Source organism: Marinobacterium sp. MBR-109 (genome assembly GCF_040547565.1).
Lineage (GTDB): Bacteria > Pseudomonadota > Gammaproteobacteria > Pseudomonadales > Balneatricaceae > Marinobacterium.
In genome coordinates this window covers 38,063-56,354 of sequence record NZ_JBEPPZ010000010.1, presented here as the reverse complement: position 1 = coordinate 56,354, position 18,292 = coordinate 38,063, and the positions used below count along the sequence as shown (strand labels likewise).

Sequence of the window (18,292 nt, the reverse complement as noted above, 5' to 3'; positions counted from 1 at the left end):
GCCTAATCACATAGCTAGCCGCCCCCGGCACTAACTAAAGGAGTAACCCGGTTTGACAGACATTATCCGCTGGATTGTTGATAACAAAGAATGGCTATTCTCTGGAGCAGGCGTCGCGGTCCTTGTTTGGCTGGGGAATATGCTCCGTAAGAACAACGTAACATCTTCTACACAAAAAATACGCACTGGAGAGAAGTCCACCAACTACCAGGCAGGACGAGACATTCATATAGGGAACAAGCAGGCAACGAAGCATGTTGAAGAGGACTAATCAGAAAGCCAACGCTGGGGACCATGCAACAATATTACAGGCAGGCAGGGATATAAATCTCAATATCCCCACTGAGTTGGTAAATAATGAAATAGAAAAAGAACTCCAGCAACTCCGCAAATCTAGGTTTTTCAGAGAAGTCGACAATGTCAGATCCTCGTTGCGATTTGGAAAACGCCTTGTAGATGGAGATCTTTCGGGGGGCTCTGACGCTCTAAGAAGCTTAGGGTTAGCATGGTGCTCACGACTATTAGCACCGACTGAACAGCTCGATCAAGCGAAAGAGTTTTTGGGAATAGCTAATACCCTAGGCGAATCTCCGGAAAACAAGATCGCGAACGCATTTATACTCTCTAGGGAATATGACAAAACAACGGCGCTTCAAGCGCTGGTTGACTTGGATACGCCAGCTGCGTGCTCGGCTAGGCTTATGATTGTCGCCCACCATGAAAGTGCCGAAAGTGCCCTTAAGTGGATGACGGATGCCAACTATAGTGCTGAAAACTTGGATCCTGATGGAAAGAGTTTTCTCTTGAGTCTTCAACTGCAGCTAGCCCGTTGGGAGTCTGCCTCTCAAACAGTAAGCACGCTTTCCCAAGAAAGCTATGACGAAGCCCCCATACTTCATCATTTAGCAGCGTTGAGCACCCTAATTCCTACCATCCCGCAAGACTATCGCGCCTTTGTACTGACGCAAGTTCCTTTTGAAGCTAGAGAGTTCCCCTTAGCAACAGACAGCCTCTCATTGAATGCACGTCGATCCGCACATCAACATTTCGTTAACGCGACGAACGCAGCCATCCGCCTATCATGTTCACGCACTGCAAGTATGGATGATGAGTACGCTATTTGGTTGGAGCTGCGTGATCCACTTCAAGCACCTGAAGGGGTAAAAAGGCTGGAAGAAAAGCTACGTACACCAGATACAGCGCTTAGGTTTGTGCACTATGCGTTGCAGTTTAATATTAAGCTGGATTTAGAGGCAGTTGAGCGAGATATAGACCGTGACGTAGCCAAGAATGGCGCCATGACCGAGGCCGCTGCTATTGCCCGTTTTGCGATAGCATTTACAAAGCCAACTGCTGCAGAAGTGGCCGACTATATTGCACGCCACCACAGCCAGCTTGCAATGCATATCGATCCCAAAACGCTACGATTTCGCCAGATTGAGATGTTCTCTCATGCAGGTTTAATAGAGCAGGCATATGAAATCCTCAACCACCTAATTGAACAGAAAATAACTGTTGACGAGGAAAATAACTTAAGACGAATTATATATGAGGCCCAAGGAAATAATAACATTGATTCCCGCAAGCAACAATACATATCAACGAAGTCCCTTGATGACTTAGTAAACCTCGTAGCGGAGCTTGAGAGGAATCAATATTGGGATGATCTATGCAAATTTGCCAAGTTGTTATTTAACGAGACACGATCTCTAAATGATGCTGAACGACTCGCAAAGGCTCTTAATATTACTCATAGATCTGAGGAATTGGTATGTTTTCTTAACGAATATAACGAGCTTCTTTCGCAATCCAACAACCTGCGAATATCTTACGCATGGGCCCTTTATGAACAAGGTGATTTTCTTAAGTCCCGTGCCGTTTTATCCGAGCTAGACGATAATTTTGACGGTCTTAATCACCGAGCACTACTGGTTAATTTAGGGATCGCAACTGGTGATTGGGAATCTTTGTCTACCTACATTGAAAATGAATACCAGAACAGAGAGTCGCGAAGCTCAGCTAGTTTAATTTCAACTGCAAAACTGGCAGTTCAATTGGGTTCACCTCGCGCTAAAGAACTAGTTTTTTCAGCTGCAGAAAATTCACCTGATGATCCAGCCGTACTTGCATCTTCATATTTAATCGCGACAAGTGCAGGCTGGGAAGTAGACCCGATAGTTCTTCAATGGATCGAAAAAGCTGTAGAACACTCAGACGAAAACGGCCCTCTTAGAATAATTAGTTTGAAGGACCTCCTCGATAGAAAGCCCGAATGGGATCGAAATGAATCAGACACATGGCGTTTACTATCACAAGGACGAATACCAATTTTTCTAGCGGCCGAACTATTAAACCGAACTTTGGTTGAACTGACAACACTCCCTACATTATCCAATCTGATCGAAACTGATCCGAGACGCCGAAGTATGATATCTACTTACAGCGGCAAGCGTTCACCGGTAAGCTATGATCTTATCGAAAAAACGGTTGCTATCGATGCAACTGCACTATTGACTTTGTCTTTTTTAAAAATATTAGATTTAGTTCTGGATACTCTAGGCACCATATATATACCACATACAACCCTTGGATGGCTTTTTGAAGAACGTCAAAAAGCCAGATTCCATCAACCAAGCCGTATTGCTGATGCGCATAATATAAGAGATCTTCTTGCAACAGATGCATTGGAAAAATTCGCTCCTAGTACTGTTGCAGACAGCAATCTATCTACTCAAGTTGGCGAAACCTTGTCCGCTCTTATTGCCGAAGCAGAGAAAGAACAAGATAATAATTTCTCTCAAAAGCTAGTCGTTCGCCCGGCTCCTGTATATCGAGTTTCTAGCTTGATGGAGGAGGAGGCGGACTTATCTTCACATACAGCCGTTATGAGCAGCTGTCTCGCAGTGGTGGAAAAGCTACGACAAAATGGACAAATAACAGCAAAAGAATTAAAACGTTCAAAGGCCTATTTGCAATTGCGTGAAAAACCTTGGCCAAACCAACCGAATATAGAAGATGGCGCAACTCTCTACCTTGATGACCTAGCGATCACATATTTCTTACATCTCGGTATCCTTGAAAAGCTAAAACCTGCAGGTTTTATAGCAGTTGCTTCTCCGAGGGAAGTTTCGGAAGTAGATAGCCTTATTGCATACGAAAGTACTTCAGAAGAAATCAACAACATTATTGAACGAATCAGGGAGTCTCTACATTCGAGACTGGAATCAGGTCAAGTGAGGATAGGCGCTAAACGCTATTTTGAGGATAATGAAAAAGACCCCAATCCGGACCACCCTTCAATTGGTATTATTTCCCTAGCCCCTCTTTGTGACATAGCTATCATTGACGATCGATTTATCAACCAGCATGCAGTAATTGAGGAGGAGAACTCTCAATTACCAGTCTTATCGACACTGGACTTGATAGATACTTTGGTAACAGCATGTATTTTATCTTGTGATGACCGTTTAGAGTATCGGACGACCCTTCGAAAAGCTGGCTATACCTTTATTCCTGTAGACGTATCCGAGCTCGAAGAATGCATACAGGGGGCAGCTGTTAAAGATGAATATATCATTGAAACAGCGGAGCTAAAAGCTATTAGAGAGTCGATTTCTCGTGTAAGAATGAGTGACTGGTTACAGATGCCTGAGGAGTCGCCATGGTTACATGGAACTATAAAAACATTTATTCAAGTTCTCAGAAACATATGGATTAAAAGCTCAAATATCGATGAAAACGTTGCTCGTTCAAACTGGCTAATAAAGCAAATAGATATTCGTGGATGGGCACATGTATTTAATTCTGAGAATGCTGAAAATTTAGTTAAAATAGGACATGCCTCTTATACCCTGATGCTGTTGATGCGTCTAGATGGCGTTCATGAAAGCGTTCGAAGTGCATACTGGAATTGGATAGAAGAAAGCGTTCTACTCCCGCTACAGGAACAGTTCCCTGAGATTTACGAAATAATTTTAGATAGGTACCGTAATTATATTGATGAGATGTCTGAAGTAGCGTGCATCGAAGGAGCAAGCTCGTGAAAATAAAATCTCTCGATAGGTCAGATATTGTAATTACTGCATTGGATCTAGTCCCTCCGTTAATAAGACAGAGTCTACTCAATGATCCCTTTTTCATGGAAAATCATGGTTTGAAAGCAGAAGCCACGATTACCATTGGCCCAAGTAATATTTCTTTTCAGCAATCCTCGTTTCTAAATGCTATTCGTAGCGCTCTAGCAAAGCACGACTCTTTTGAGCTGGCTGATATAAAGGATAAAATTTGGATTCTTAAAAACGAAGCACATAACCGCGAACCTCCAGAACTAACTATCTCCTCCGAGCAACAACGTATAGTACTCCCCAGTTTCTCTCTGATCTCTAACGATGTATCCACACGTATTCGTTATCTCGAAGAAACAACCTCAGACGTGAACCTTCCTGATAGAGATATACAGGTCTGGAGAAAAATTTTAGAACAACGCCCTCTTGACGATCAAGAGCTCGACACTTTTCACGACGATATAAAGGATACTCCAGTTTTTTTGGAAAGAACTATACGAAATGAAATATTAGCTGGGGAAAGTAGTGTATCTACTCTCATCCCAAATTCACGACGCTATTTTGAGAGATTAGTTGGCGCATATGATGGAAGCAGCTCTATCCAAGATTATGCTCATAACGTAGGGAAAGGGTTTTTTAGTAAATTGATATGTTGGCACCCCTACAATGGACTTCTCTTCAGCCTTTTTCTTTCTTCTCATTGGGCATTGACTGACGAAATTGATACAACCTCTCTTGATAAGGAGGTGCTTGAGAAAGCATTCGACTATGTTGAGAAAAATGGTGATATTTTGTCTCGGTTAGGTGCATTTGATGTGGGTTTTAGGATCCTGGTTAATAGACCTGAAATCGAGCCTTATCTGCTTCGCCTTCTCTACCGAATCCGAGATGATGACGTAGAGGATATCACTAGTGAGTTCAACTTATTCTCTGCTTTGTTCGTTCTTGTCGACGGTGAGCTTGCTAGAACACACCTCTTTACTAATGAACCACCATTCTATCGTAGGCTAGCATCTCTAGCTCAGGCTGCGTTGATTCAACGCCAGCTAATCCAATGCGGCATCGACTACCAACACTTTGCCGAATGGGCAATCAGCAACCGCGGTGAACAATTTTATATGCAGTCACTTGCAGATATGCGAATAGAACCCAGGTGGTATCCAGACTTGGCAACCGCACCACAACTGAAAGCAGAATTCTTTGGACGAATTCTAATTGTAGCTAACAAATTCAAATTAAATGTCGCAAGCGGTGAGCTGATTGATGCCATATTTGGCAGTAACGAAAGAAGCATTAAAAATATTTTCGAGTTCCCGTATCCATATCTTCCAGGGCCGCTTGAAAGCTCTACGGACAACCAAAATAGTCTGCCAGATGATCTTGCAAAAACTATTGAAGAACAACTCAGGTGCGAAGAAGTCAACGCATCCTCATTTATCGCTCTAGTCAACTCTGCGATGGTTTTCAATGTTAAATCAACTCACGCGGATTTAGCAGCAATGGCCCTCAGACTGGGGAATTACACACTTGCTAACTTACAAGATAAACCTCAACTAGTGGGTGTACTGAATGGTCTCGCCTCAGTAGCTGCTATATCAAGAAACACAGACCTGGCTGATGAGCTGCGCATTCTAATGCGTCGCTATCGTCGAGACCCTCAATATAGCTTTTCAATTGACGATGCTCTAAGAATGTCGCTTATTGCGTGCTCCGCTTGGGAAGATACCCCTGAATGGCGGACTTTCGTAGGCGAATGGATAACCGAACTTGCTTTTGGCGACTTCGAAGGGAACGAAGGAGAGGTTTTCCACTCACGTTTGAGTGCATTATTACACTCCGTACCTGAGTTGTGGGTCTCGTGTGCCAAAGCCGATTCTGCGCTAGAAGCTTGGAGTTCCCGCTAGTTAACTTCTTCCGCTGATATGTCTGAAAAAACTAAAACGCAGCCAAATAATCGACCGCTTTTTATTTCATTCAGAATGGCTCTTCGAAAGGTTACAGAAGCCCCCCATCTCACGCAAATGAGACGGGAGAGCACGTAAATGAGACGTCAGATCACGCTAGATGAGATCCGACAAGGAAGAATCAGACGTCCAGATTGGCTACGTTCAACGCGTTGGCTTCAATGAAGTTACGGCGTGGCTCTACCTCATCGCCCATCAGTGTAGTGAACAACTGATCGGCAGCAATGGCGTCATCGATGGTCACCTGCAGCATGCGGCGTGCATTGGGATCCATGGTGGTTTCCCAAAGCTGCTCCGGGTTCATCTCACCAAGACCCTTATAGCGCTGGACGGAGTTTCCTCTGCGCGACTGCTCCAGCAGCCATTGTATACCTGCGCCCAGCTCATTGAGCGGGAAGCGGCGCTCACCACGCTGGAGATAGGCACCATCTTCGAGTAGTGACTGCAGCTCATGACCAAGCGATACGATGGACTGATAGTCACGAGAACGGAAAAACTCCGAATCAAGCGTATAGTCCGAATCGACGCCGTGCTGGATGATCTTGATTACCGGAAGGTAGAGGCTGTGCTCACGATCCAGTTTCAGGGTGCATTCATAGCGCTCGCCACCATCCACATAGGTGGACAGGGCTTCACACAGCTTTTCAGACCACTGCTGTACCTGGTCAGATGATGACAGCTGCTCCAGCGTCAAAGTGGGCAGGTAAAGCAGGCGCTTCAGCACTTCATAGGGGTAAACGCGACTGAGTCGCTCGCACATGCGCTCAACCTGACGATAGCGGGTAATCATCGACTCCAGCGCCTGTCCGGAAATGGCAGGAGAGTCTTCACCCGGGAACAGGCTGGTACCATCAAGGGCACCCTGCAGCAGGTAGTTATCGAGCGCCTCGTCATCCTTGAGATACTGTTCCTGTTTGCCTTTCTTGATTTTGTAAAGCGGCGGCTGGGCAATATAGATATGACCGCGCTCAATCAGTTCAGGCATCTGACGGAAGAAGAAGGTCAGCAGCAGGGTACGGATGTGCGAGCCATCCACGTCCGCATCCGTCATGATGATGATGCTGTGATAGCGTAACTTATCGGCATTGAACTCTTCACGCCCGATACCACAGCCCAGAGCCGTGATCAGAGTGCCAACCTCGGCAGAGGTAAGCATCTTGTCAAAACGAGCCTTCTCGACGTTAAGGATCTTGCCCTTGAGTGGCAGGATTGCCTGCGTGCGGCGATCGCGACCCTGCTTGGCTGAGCCGCCCGCGGAGTCACCCTCCACCAGGTACAGTTCAGAAAGGGCCGGGTCCTTTTCCTGGCAGTCAGCCAGCTTGCCGGGCAGGCCCGCCACATCCAGCGCACCTTTGCGGCGGGTCATTTCACGCGCCTTGCGGGCCGCTTCACGGGCACGGGCCGCATCGATCATCTTCTGCACGACCGCCTTGGCATCCTGCGGGTTCTCCAGCAGGTAGGCGTTCAGCTCAGAAGCCATCAGCTGTTCCACCGCCGTTTTCACTTCGGAAGAAACCAGTTTGTCCTTGGTCTGTGAAGAGAACTTGGGGTCGGGCACCTTGACGGAAATAATCGCCACAAGACCTTCACGGCTGTCATCACCGCTGGTGCTGACCTTGCCGTTCCTGTTCAGCTGCTCAGACTCAATGTAGCTGTTCAGGCAGCGGGTCAGTGCAGCACGGAAACCCGACAGGTGGGTACCGCCATCACGCTGCGGGATGTTGTTGGCAAAGCAGTGCAGGCCTTCCTGGAAACCGTCATTCCACTGCATCGCGACTTCAACGCCAACGCCGTTTTCATGCATGGTGTTAAAATGAAAAATTTTGTTGATCGGTGATTTGTTCTGATTCAGGAACTCAACAAATGCCGCAAGGCCGCCTTCGTATTCAAACACCTCTTCACGGCCGCTGCGCTCATCCTTCAGGCGGATGCGAACACCCGAGTTGAGGAACGAGAGTTCACGCAAGCGCTTGGCCAGAATGTCATACTGGAAGCATATATTGTTGAAGGTATCTTCAGAGGGCTTGAATCGCACGACAGTGCCGGTCAGGTCTGTTTCACCGACCACACGCAAAGGCACTTCGGGTACGCCGTGATGATAGATCTGCTCATGTACCTGTCCGGCGCGGCGAATGGTCAGCTTGAGCTCGGAAGAGAGCGCGTTTACAACGGATACACCCACACCGTGAAGGCCACCTGAAACCTTATAGGTGTTGTCATCGAACTTGCCGCCGGCATGCAGCACCGTCATGATCACCTCAGCCGCCGATACACCTTCTTCCTTGTGGATATCGGTGGGGATGCCACGGCCGTTGTCAGACACGGTAACGCTCTCATCCGGGTGGATGATTACAGCAATCTCCGAGCAGTGACCGGCAAGCGCCTCGTCAATGCCATTGTCGACCAGCTCGAATACCATGTGATGCAGGCCGCTGCCATCATCGGTATCGCCTATATACATGCCCGGTCGCTTTCTGACCGCATCAAGCCCCTTCAGGACCTTGATACTGGACGAGTCATAATTCTGGTTTTCACCACTCATGTTTGATCTCCTGGCGCACCCCTGTGCGTTAACGTACCGGATTCCACCCTGAACAGTGCAACATCAGTCTCAGGCTGCCAGACCCGACTCAACAGGTCCGGATCCACACAGGTGATAAAGCACTGATTGGCACTCGCCTCCAAAAATTCGCAGAACTGCCGGCAGTGACGCTCATCGAGCTCGGCCGGCAGATCATCGATCAAGTAAATACAGGCACGGTTGTTGAGGCGATGAAACAACGCACCCTGGGCCAGCCGGAAAGCACTGACCACCAGTTTTTTCTGTCCGCGAGACAGCCGATCCGCTGCACTCAGGCTGCCTGTTTTGAAGCGCAGGTCAGCCCGCTGCGGCCCCAATGAGGTAAAGCCCTGACGCAGGTCGCGCTCAAGACTTTCAGCCAAAAGGGTTTCAAGACCCCGCTTTCGATCCCAGCCGGGACTGAACAGCAAGCGCACTTCAACACCCTGCAACAATGCGCTCAAGGCCTGTTCAAAGCCGGGTCTCAGCTGCTCGATATAGAGTTGCCGAAGGGCCGTCATCTGCTCAGCATAGTGGATGAATTCAGCATCCCAGGTTTGCCTCACGCGAGGATCGATTTTACCACACTTCAGCAGTGAATTTCGCTGCTTGAGGATACGTCTGAAACCACGCCACAGGCGGATAAAGGCGGGGTCGAAATGAAAGGTGCCCCAATCAAGAAACTGCCGTCGAATACCGGGGCTGCCATCAAGCAAATCGAAGGTATCACTGTTGATCACCTGTATCGGCAGAAGCTCGGCGAGCGAAGCGGCATCAAGACTCTCTCCGGCATAACGCACACGCACATCGGCGTCCAGGCTGCGTTCGACGCCCAGGGGCTTCACCTGTCCGGTTCCCAACGAATCGGTTTGAGCAAAGACGAGCGCACGAGTCTCGCCCTCCTGCACCAGATGACGAAACTGGTTACCGCGAAAGGAGCGGGTCAGGCCAAGAAAGTGGATCGCTTCAAGCACACTGGTTTTGCCACTGCCATTATCACCATACAGAATATTGATTCGGCTGAGCCGATCTGCAGTAACACTGGTCAGGTTGCGGATGTGCTGGATTCGGAGCTGTTTGAGGGGCATCGGGGGACACAGACGGGGGCCGGAAGGCCCCCGAAAACGGTCACATGCGCATCGGCATGACGACATAGAGTGCGTTGGGCTCATCGTAGCCGCGAATCAGCGCGCTGCTGTTGGAGTCCAGCAGGGTGAAGCGCACAACATCGGAATTGAGGATCGACAGCACATCGAGCAGATAGTTGACGTTGAAACCAATTTCGAGCTGACCACCCTGATAGTCAACGGCAACGGTCTCTTCGGCCTCTTCCTGTTCCGGGTTGTTGGCCATCACCTGCAGGTAACCATCGGTCAAGGTCAGGCGCACACCACGGTACTTTTCATTCGACAGGATGGCGATGCGGCTGAACACCTGACGCAGCTCCTGGCGATCACCCAGCAGCTCCTTGTCGCCATTGCGTGGGATGACGCGCTGATAATCCGGAAACTTGCCATCGACCAGTTTGGAGGTGAAGGTGAAATCACCCACGTTGGCCCGGATATGATTGGCCCCGATCACCAGACGAACACTTTCATCTCCGCCCTGAAGCAGGCGCGCCAGTTCCAGAATACCCTTGCGCGGCACAATGATCTGCTGCTGAGAGCTGCTGTCGGTCTCAACCGGACATACCGAGGTGGCCAGCCGGTGGCCATCGGTCGCAACACTGCGCAGCTCACCCTCCTTGACCTCAAGCAGCATACCGTTGAGGTAGTAGCGCACATCCTGCTGTGCCATAGAGAAACCGGTCTGGTCAATCAAGCGACGCAGCGAGGACTGCGGCAGCTTGAGCTCAAACGTCTCGGGGCTGTCTTCAACGTTGGGGAATTCCTGCGCCGGCAGCGTCGACAGGCTGAATCGGCTCCGCCCGGACTTGATCATCATCTTCTGGCCGCTGAGCTCGAACTCGATACGTGCGTCATCGGACAGCGATTTACAGATATCCATCAGCTTGCGTGCCGGCACGGTAACGGAGCCCGCTTCCGCAGGCTCGTCCAGCTGCACACGCCCCACCAGCTCGACTTCAAGGTCGGTACCGGTAAGTGAAAGCTGGTTGCCTTCGGCGACCAACAGAATATTGGACAACACCGGCAGCGTCTGACGGCGTTCCACAACTCCCGCCACCAGCTGCAGTGGTTTAATGAGCGCTTCTCTGGATATAACAAGTCTCATGATTCTGGCTACCCTGTCAGGATCCTGTACTACGCCGTCAGATGACGCAGCAGATTTTTGTAGTCTTCGGCAATATCGGTATCGGTTTCACGCAACTCTTTGATTTTACGACATGCATGCAGCACCGTCGTGTGGTCACGACCGCCGAAGGCGTTACCGATTTCGGGCAAACTGTGGTTGGTCAGCTCTTTCGCCAGACTCATCGCCATCTGGCGTGGCCGGGCCACTGAGCGGCTGCGGCGCTTTGAGAGCAGATCAGCCACCTTGATCTTATAGTAGTCGGCCACAACCCGCTGAATGTTATCAATACTAACCTGTTTGTCCTGTAACGCCAGCAGGTCTTTGAGTGATTCCTTAATAAAGGGAGTATTGATGGTACTGCCTGTGAAGTGAGCATTCGCTATCACTCGCTTCAGCGCTCCTTCGAGTTCACGCACATTGGAGCGGATTTTCTGCGCCAGGAAGAAAGCGGCATCGTCGGGCAGGTTGACCCGCGCTTCCTGTGCCTTCTTCATCAGGATGGCCACACGGGTTTCAAGCTCCGGTGGCTCGATTGCAACGGTCAGTCCCCAGCCAAAACGGGACTTCAGGCGTTCTTCAACCCCATGAATCTCTTTCGGATAACGGTCACTGGTCAGAATCATCTGCTGACCGCCTTCAAGCAGAGCGTTGAAGGTGTGGAAGAACTCTTCCTGAGAACGCTCCTTGCCGGCAAAGAACTGAATGTCATCGATCAACAGAGCGTCAACGGAGCGGTAGTAACGTTTGAAATCGTTGATCGCGTTCAGCTGCAGTGCCTTGACCATATCAGCAACAAAGCGTTCTGAATGCAGATAGACAATACGTGCATTCGGATTGCGCTTGAGCATTTCGGTACCGACCGCATGCATCAAGTGAGTTTTACCAAGACCAACACCACCATATATAAACAGCGGGTTGTAGGAACCACCGGGGTTATCCGCAACCTGTTGTGCCGCCGCCAGTGCCAACTGGTTGGACTTGCCCTGCACAAACGACTCAAAAGTGAACATCGGGTTGAGATTGGATTGATGCCGCACGCTGCCTTCCACTTCAACGCGGCGCCCACCCATTGAGTTCATTACCAGACCCGTATCGGCCGGCTCCTGCTGGTCGAAGAATCCCATCTGGGGAGTGGGCTCATCACTCCATTCGTCTGCGCGCGCCTGATCATCGGCAACGACTGCCGGACTGGTCATCTGCGCGGGCGCAGACTCAGCAGCCGTTACAGGCTGGTGATGAGGCTGGGGGGCAGAAGGCGCTGCAGAAGGAGAGGGGGTACGCTGAACAGTCTGAACCGGCTGGCGACGGCCGCGGGCCGGCCCGGTGCGATGCCTTGGCGTAGCCGCCATCGCTGCACTCTGGCCGGACACGTCCAGACGCACTTCGGTGCTCATGTCACCAGTGACTTCCGAAACTGCCTGCTGAATACGCGCCAGAAACTTGTCCGCAACCCAGTCACGCACGAAACGGTTCGGCGCCAGCAGCAGAAGCTCCTGTGCCGAATCATCCTGCGCCCGCAAGGGCCTGATCCAGGTGTTGAATTGCTGGGCAGGGAACTCCTGCTGGAGACTCCTCAGGCACTGTTCCCAAAGCTCTACCGACATCCGTTTACTCCCAACCGCTCAGGCCTTAGAGTCCCGGGGGATCACAAAAATTCGAAGAGGGTCATTCTAGCGCCTAAGGCACTGGTTATCCACAGTTATGCTCGATTTTGTGCAAAAAAATACCGCACCGGCAACCAACACGAATTTACCCCCATGGAAGCGCACAAACTGAACACACCGTGAGCAAAAAAAGGGTTAAAAACAGCTTAACCATGTAGTTATAAACAAACCATTATATTGTTTATAAAAAGAAATTATTGCTTATATACAGATTTTCTCGATTTCGAGATCCGGCAGAGCCGAGCTCATCCCGCCTACCCTCTTCCTGCAACAGGATCATCCAGCCTCAGCATGCCCATCCTGGATGCTCCACTCAATTCTGAGTCTCTGCGCCAAAAAGTGTTTGCAAGATAACCAGTAATCCCATAGAATTTCGCGTCTTGATTTTTTACCCGTGGATTATCAGCCACCTCACGTACATCAGTGTAAGTAGGACTGAGGCAATGAAAAGAACATTCCAACCCAGCGTTCTCAAACGCAAACGTAATCACGGTTTCCGTGCTCGCATGGCAACCGCAAATGGCCGTCAGGTTCTGAACCGTCGTCGCGCTAAAGGTCGCAAGCGTCTGTCTGCTTGATTCAGATTCTGAATAAGGTCGCATGACTGAATGACCGATTTTCGATATCCCCGCCGTCTGCGTCTGCTGACGAGCGGGGATTTCTCGCGTGTATTCGACCGCGCAGATGTCAAAGTTCCGGACCAGCACCTGCTGATTCTGGCCCGCCCCAATGATCTTGGTTACCCCAGGATCGGATTCGTAATCTCAAAGAAAAATGTCCGTCGGGCGGTGAAACGAAACCGTGTTCGGCGTATCATTCGCGAGTCTTTTCGCCTGCATCAGCATGAACTTCCGGCACTGGATATGATTATTCTTGCTCGCAAGGGCCTGGATACTCTTGAAGGCACCGAGTTGCATGCCGTTATCAGGCGCTGTTGGTCGCGTGCCGGCAAGAAAGCGCGAAAGCTCACATAACAAACTGATGGTTCTACCACCATGGATGTACAGCGAGTCATACTGATTGCCGCTCTGGCACTGGTATCCTACCTGATGGTGCTGCAGTGGAACGAGGATTACGGTCCCTCCCGCCAGCCTGAACAACAGGTCACCAGCTCTTCCGCCTATTCCACTGACCCGGCATCTGCCGTTTCAGAACTGCCACAGGCATCCGATGCTGCGGCAAGTGCGGATATTCCCCAGACCGGAACAGCCACTGAAGGTGCTGTCGAAGCATCTGCCACCGGCCTGATCAAGGTCCGCACTGACGTACTTGAACTGCTGATCGACCCACGCGGTGGCGACATCATTCAGGCCGCTCTGCCGCAACACAAGGCAGCACTGCATTCAACCCAGCCCTTTATCCTGCTGGAGCAGAATGCCAACCGTACATATGTCGCTCAGAGCGGTCTGATCGGACCCGATGGACCTGATGCCAATGCCGCTGGCCGACCGGTCTACACAAGTGATCAGACTGAATACACACTGGAAGGCGACAACCTGGTCGTGGACCTCAGTCTCACCACTGACAAGGGTATTGAAGTGACCAAACGGTTCACCTTTTTCCAGGGTGAATACCGTGTTGGCATGGAATACCTGATCAACAACCCGACAGAAGCGCCTTTCCAGGGCGTGCTCTTCGGGCAGATCAAGCGTGATGGCTCGGGTGACCCCTCACAGCAGAACAGCATGGGCATGCAGTCCTATCTGGGCGCTGTGTTCTCCACCGCCACAAACAACTACAAGAAAGTTGATTTTGGCGATATGGATGATGAGCGGTTCAATGTCTCCAGCCCTGACGGCTGGGTCGCCATGGTTCAGCACTATTTCCTCAGTGCGTGGATACCGGCACCCGGTACCGAATACACCTACCAGTCTCGCAAGCTGAATGGCAATTACATTGCCGGCTTCCTGTCGCCCACCTTTGCAGTGGCACCTGGACAGTCAGAAACTGTCAGCGCTACTTTCTATGCCGGCCCCAAGGATGTGGATCAGCTCAAGCTGATTGCACCTGATCTGGATCTGACCATCGACTATGGCTGGCTGTGGTGGATCGCTTCCCCGCTGTACATGCTGCTGAAGTGGATCCACTCACTGGTTGGCAACTGGGGCCTTGCGATTATCGGTATCACCATCATCGTCAAGGCTGCGCTGTTCCATCTGAACGCCAAGGCATTCCGCTCGATGGCGAAGATGCGCAAGTTCGGTCCTGAAATGGCGCGCCTGAAAGAGCTCTATGGCGATGATCGTCAGAAGATGTCTCAGGAAATGATGAAGCTGTACCAGAAGGAAAAGATCAATCCGCTGGGAGGTTGTCTGCCGATTCTGGTCCAGATGCCGATCTTCATCGCCCTGTACTGGGTACTGATGGAGTCTGTCGAACTGCGCCATGCGCCTTTCTACGGCTACATTCAGGATCTGTCGCAGATGGACCCGTATTTCATTCTGCCGATTTTGATGGGCATCACCATGTTCATTCAGCAGATGCTGAACCCAACACCGCCCGATCCCATGCAGGCAAAGCTGATGAAGATGCTGCCGGTAATCTTCACCTTCTTCTTCCTGTGGTTCCCGGCAGGTCTGGTTCTGTACTGGCTGGTGAACAACATTCTGTCGATTGCTCAGCAGTGGGTCATCAACAAACAGATCGAAGCAGGCAGTGCCGCCAAAGACTAAAGGCATGCTCTGCAGGTAAAATGAAAAGGCTCCCGCGGGAGCCTTTTTCGTTGTGTTAAGGAGACCACCATGCTCAGCAGTGCACAGGACACCATTGCAGCCCAGGCAACCCCACCCGGCCGAGGCGGCGTTGGCATTATCAGACTGTCCGGACCCGATGCACTTGCCATCGCTCAACAGCTGCTGGGCTTTACACCAAAACCCCGTTACGCCCACTACACACCGTTTTTGGATGCGCAGGGCGAACAGCTTGACCAGGGCATTGCGCTCTACTTTCCCAACCCTCACTCCTTCACTGGCGAAGATGTGGTCGAGCTGCAGGGGCATGGGGGCCCGGTCATCATTGACCTTCTGCTGCAGCGGGTAATCGCACTGGGCGCACGGCTGGCACGTCCCGGCGAGTTTTCCGAGCGTGCTTTTCTCAACGACAAGCTGGACCTGGCCCAGGCCGAAGCCATTGCAGATCTGATCGACAGTTCGTCAGAACAGGCCGCACGTTGCGCCCTGCGCTCACTACAGGGCGCCTTTTCCGAACGGATACATGGGTTGGTCGAGGCCCTGATTCAGTTGCGCATCTATGTGGAAGCCGCCATCGACTTTCCGGAGGAAGAGATCGACTTTCTTGCAGACGGCAAGGTCCAGTCGGATCTGGCACTGATCCTGCGACATCTGCAGCAGGTTCGTCAGGAAGCGCGCCAGGGCAGCCTGCTGCGCGAAGGCATGAATGTGGTCATTGCAGGGCGCCCCAATGCCGGCAAGTCCAGCCTGCTCAATGCACTGGCCGGGCGGGATACCGCCATTGTCACCGACATAGAGGGGACTACACGCGATGTGCTGCGCGAGCATATTCATATTGATGGCATGCCGCTGCATATTATCGACACGGCCGGACTTCGCGATGCCCCTGATGCGGTCGAGCGCATCGGCATTGACCGTGCCTGGGAAGAGATTCGGCGCGCCGACCGCATTCTGATGATGGTCGACAGCAGTCATTCGGCGACCACTGATCCATCTCGGTTATGGCCCGAGCTGGCCGATCACCTTGATGACTTCAGCCACGTCACGCTGATCCGCAACAAGGCAGATCTGACCGGCGAGCCGGTTGGCATACGCCAGGAAGGTGAGTACCGCCTGATTGCACTCAGTGCCAAACAGGGTCTCGGGATTGATCTGCTGCGCGAGCATCTGAAGCAGGTGATGGGTTTCAATGCCACCACCGAGGGCGGATTCATGGCACGCCGTCGTCATGTTGATGCACTGGAGCGTGCCCGCCAGCTGCTTGAAGCCGGAGCCGAACAGCTTGAAGTGCACGGAGCCGGAGAGTTGCTGGCCGAAGACCTGCGCCAGGCGCAGCAGGTACTCAGCGAGATTACCGGCGAGTTCAGTTCTGATGACCTTCTGGGCAGAATCTTCAGTTCGTTCTGTATCGGCAAATAGATCAAAAAAACTGATTTTTATACACCGGCCAGACCGCTTATTTGATTCTTCCTTCAGTGTGAGAATGACTACACTGAATCGGGAGGAAACAAGATGCCAGCCCTGCGCAACACTACAGAGTACTATGGATTGATCAGCATCCTGCTTCACTGGCTGGTTGCACTGACCGTGTTTGGTCTGATCACGCTGGGGCTATGGATGGTCGATCTGAACTATTACAGCCCCTGGTACAAACTGGCGCCGTTCTGGCACAAGAGTATCGGTTTAAGTCTGGCCGCCATTCTGCTCGCACGCCTGCTGTGGCGAATGACAAATCCTCAACCCAAGGCACCTGCCGGCCACCACCGCCGGGAGGTTCAGTTTGCCCGTGCCGTTCATGCTCTGCTTTACCTCATGCTGTTTGTCATTCTGATCAGTGGTTATCTTATATCGACGGCGAAAGGCCAAGGCATCAGCGTGTTTGGCTGGTTTGAACTGCCGGCACTGATCACCGGGTTGCCCAGGCAGGCCGATCGCGCCGGAGCTGTACATTACTGGCTGGCCATGGCGGTACTGGCACTTGTTGTCCTGCACATTCTGGGCGCACTCAAGCACCATTTCATCGATCGTGACACCACGCTCATCCGCATGTTGAGGCCGGGGTCCACTCACACCAAGGAGAACCGAAATGAATAAACTGTTTGCCGGAATGGCATTGGGTTCAATACTGTCGATATCTGCGGCTGCCGCACAGGCAGCCGAATATGCCATTGATACTGAAGGGCAGCATGCTTTCGTCAATTTCAAGATCAGCCATCTGGGCTACAGCTGGCTGTACGGCCGCTTCAATGAATTCGACGGTCGCTTCAGCTGGGATTCCGAATCACCGCAAGACAGCAGTGTGAGTGTCAGCATCAACACCGCCAGCGTGGACTCAAATCACGCCGAACGTGACAAGCACCTGCGCAGCGCGGACTTTCTCAATGTGGCTACCCATCCCGTTGCACGCTTTGAATCATCTTCTGTCACAACAGCCGAAGAGGGTGCTCTGAAGATCAAGGGTAACCTGACATTGAACGGTGTTAGCCGCGAAGTAATCATTGACGCCCAGCATCTGGGTGAAGGTGAAGACCCCTGGGGAGGATACCGTGCCGGATTCGAAGGCAGTACCAGCATTCGTTTGAAAGACTACGATATCAGCATGGATCTTGGTCCTGCCGCACAGGAGGTTGAACTTATTCTGAGTGTTGAAGGTATTCGTCAGTAAGCTCAGCACAGTAAAGGCCGGCGCAGCCGGCCTTTCCGAGTCAATCCTGCCTCTTTTCAGATCATCAGCCTTCCAATTAACTCAGTTTGACACTTACCCACAGACAAATCCGATTTTTTTAAAAATAATTACCCACATCAATGACCTTTTGCTGGCCTATTTGTATCGGTCATTTATTGATCGGTACCCGATAACCATATTAAAAACAACCATGGTCGTAATTTAATACCATAGTTATCCCCAATATAGAATTCCCCAAGCATTTGTTTTACTTGATTTTTAATTTTTATTCGCATTATTCTGGCCCTATTTTCTCAACCGAAGGGACGACAACAGGCATCAGGGTTATACATAACACACACAGACTTATCAACAGAGCTGCATCCGTGTTTTCGATTGTCCAGAGGCGTTATTAAAATTAATACACAACCT

At 51.0% G+C, this 18,292-nt stretch carries 13 protein-coding genes; 9 read left to right on the top strand and 4 right to left on the bottom strand.

Translation table 11 applies throughout. The features are described 5' to 3' along the window. Positions 1-52 precede the first annotated feature (52 nt). Genes ABIE60_RS12965 through ABIE60_RS12955 form a run of 3 tightly spaced genes read left to right on the top strand, consistent with a single transcriptional unit; the run spans position 53 to position 5,968 of the window. A complete protein-coding gene (locus ABIE60_RS12965; RefSeq protein ID WP_354469947.1) occupies positions 53-271 on the top strand; it encodes a hypothetical protein in 219 nt (72 codons plus the stop codon). After that, positions 255-4,043 (top strand): HTH domain-containing protein, encoded by a 3,789-nt coding sequence (locus ABIE60_RS12960; protein ID WP_354469946.1) that lies wholly within the window; start codon positions 255-257, stop codon positions 4,041-4,043. The genes ABIE60_RS12965 and ABIE60_RS12960 overlap by 17 nt, the downstream gene beginning before the upstream one ends. Then, positions 4,040-5,968 carry a hypothetical protein gene (locus ABIE60_RS12955; protein WP_354469945.1) on the top strand — a complete coding sequence of 643 codons (1,929 nt, stop codon included), beginning with the start codon at positions 4,040-4,042 and terminating at the stop codon, positions 5,966-5,968. Before ABIE60_RS12960 ends, ABIE60_RS12955 begins: the two co-directional genes overlap by 4 nt. Before the next feature lie 181 nt (positions 5,969-6,149). Here ABIE60_RS12955 and gyrB read toward each other — a convergent pair whose 3' ends face one another. The 4 genes from gyrB to dnaA are packed head-to-tail and all read right to left on the bottom strand — an operon-like array spanning position 6,150 to position 12,445. Continuing rightward, a complete protein-coding gene (gene gyrB, locus ABIE60_RS12950; protein ID WP_354469944.1) occupies positions 6,150-8,570 on the bottom strand; it encodes a DNA topoisomerase (ATP-hydrolyzing) subunit B in 2,421 nt (806 codons plus the stop codon). After that, positions 8,567-9,676, bottom strand: coding sequence for a DNA replication/repair protein RecF (gene recF, locus ABIE60_RS12945; RefSeq protein WP_354469943.1), 1,110 nt, complete (start codon positions 9,674-9,676; stop codon positions 8,567-8,569). The genes gyrB and recF overlap by 4 nt, the downstream gene beginning before the upstream one ends. 40 nt (positions 9,677-9,716) lie before the next feature. Beyond that, positions 9,717-10,820 (bottom strand): DNA polymerase III subunit beta, encoded by a 1,104-nt coding sequence (dnaN, locus tag ABIE60_RS12940; protein ID WP_354469941.1) that lies wholly within the window; start codon positions 10,818-10,820, stop codon positions 9,717-9,719. A gap of 29 nt (positions 10,821-10,849) precedes the next feature. Continuing rightward, positions 10,850-12,445: a chromosomal replication initiator protein DnaA gene (gene dnaA / locus ABIE60_RS12935; RefSeq protein ID WP_354469939.1), complete on the bottom strand. Its 1,596-nt coding sequence runs from the start codon at positions 12,443-12,445 to the stop codon at positions 10,850-10,852. A 503-nt stretch (positions 12,446-12,948) separates the two neighbouring features. Between dnaA and rpmH the strand changes: the two genes are divergently transcribed. The 6 genes from rpmH (at position 12,949) to ABIE60_RS12905 (ending at position 17,860) form a co-directional block, all read left to right on the top strand. Continuing rightward, positions 12,949-13,083, top strand: a complete 135-nt coding sequence (rpmH, locus tag ABIE60_RS12930) for a 50S ribosomal protein L34 (protein WP_091827522.1) — start codon at positions 12,949-12,951, stop codon at positions 13,081-13,083. A 30-nt stretch (positions 13,084-13,113) separates the two neighbouring features. Next, on the top strand, positions 13,114-13,479 hold the full coding sequence (gene rnpA, locus ABIE60_RS12925; RefSeq protein WP_354469937.1) for a ribonuclease P protein component: 366 nt from the start codon (positions 13,114-13,116) through the stop codon (positions 13,477-13,479). Between the two features lie 21 nt (positions 13,480-13,500). Then, a complete protein-coding gene (yidC, locus tag ABIE60_RS12920; protein ID WP_354469935.1) occupies positions 13,501-15,177 on the top strand; it encodes a membrane protein insertase YidC in 1,677 nt (558 codons plus the stop codon). A gap of 69 nt (positions 15,178-15,246) precedes the next feature. Beyond that, positions 15,247-16,614 carry a tRNA uridine-5-carboxymethylaminomethyl(34) synthesis GTPase MnmE gene (gene mnmE, locus ABIE60_RS12915; RefSeq protein ID WP_354469933.1) on the top strand — a complete coding sequence of 456 codons (1,368 nt, stop codon included), beginning with the start codon at positions 15,247-15,249 and terminating at the stop codon, positions 16,612-16,614. A gap of 93 nt (positions 16,615-16,707) precedes the next feature. Then, the gene (locus ABIE60_RS12910; protein ID WP_354469931.1) at positions 16,708-17,289 is read left to right on the top strand and encodes a cytochrome b; all 582 of its coding nucleotides are present in this window, start codon (positions 16,708-16,710) and stop codon (positions 17,287-17,289) included. Then, a complete protein-coding gene (locus ABIE60_RS12905) occupies positions 17,282-17,860 on the top strand; it encodes a YceI family protein (protein ID WP_354469929.1) in 579 nt (192 codons plus the stop codon). The genes ABIE60_RS12910 and ABIE60_RS12905 overlap by 8 nt, the downstream gene beginning before the upstream one ends. Positions 17,861-18,292 lie beyond the last annotated feature (432 nt).

Excerpts from the sequence above, each read along its gene's own strand:
- dnaN (WP_354469941.1), bottom strand. The coding sequence starts at position 10,820 with ATGAGACTTGTTATATCCAGAGAAGCGCTCATTAAACCACTGCAGCTG.
- recF (WP_354469943.1), bottom strand. The coding sequence starts at position 9,676 with ATGCCCCTCAAACAGCTCCGAATCCAGCACATCCGCAACCTGACCAGT.
- mnmE (WP_354469933.1), top strand. The coding sequence starts at position 15,247 with ATGCTCAGCAGTGCACAGGACACCATTGCAGCCCAGGCAACCCCACCC.
- rnpA (WP_354469937.1), top strand. The coding sequence starts at position 13,114 with ATGACCGATTTTCGATATCCCCGCCGTCTGCGTCTGCTGACGAGCGGG.
- ABIE60_RS12910 (WP_354469931.1), top strand. The coding sequence starts at position 16,708 with ATGCCAGCCCTGCGCAACACTACAGAGTACTATGGATTGATCAGCATC.
- dnaA (WP_354469939.1), bottom strand. The coding sequence starts at position 12,445 with ATGTCGGTAGAGCTTTGGGAACAGTGCCTGAGGAGTCTCCAGCAGGAG.
- ABIE60_RS12905 (WP_354469929.1), top strand. The coding sequence starts at position 17,282 with ATGAATAAACTGTTTGCCGGAATGGCATTGGGTTCAATACTGTCGATA.
- rpmH (WP_091827522.1), top strand. The coding sequence starts at position 12,949 with ATGAAAAGAACATTCCAACCCAGCGTTCTCAAACGCAAACGTAATCAC.
- ABIE60_RS12960 (WP_354469946.1), top strand. The coding sequence starts at position 255 with ATGTTGAAGAGGACTAATCAGAAAGCCAACGCTGGGGACCATGCAACA.
- yidC (WP_354469935.1), top strand. The coding sequence starts at position 13,501 with ATGGATGTACAGCGAGTCATACTGATTGCCGCTCTGGCACTGGTATCC.
- gyrB (WP_354469944.1), bottom strand. The coding sequence starts at position 8,570 with ATGAGTGGTGAAAACCAGAATTATGACTCGTCCAGTATCAAGGTCCTG.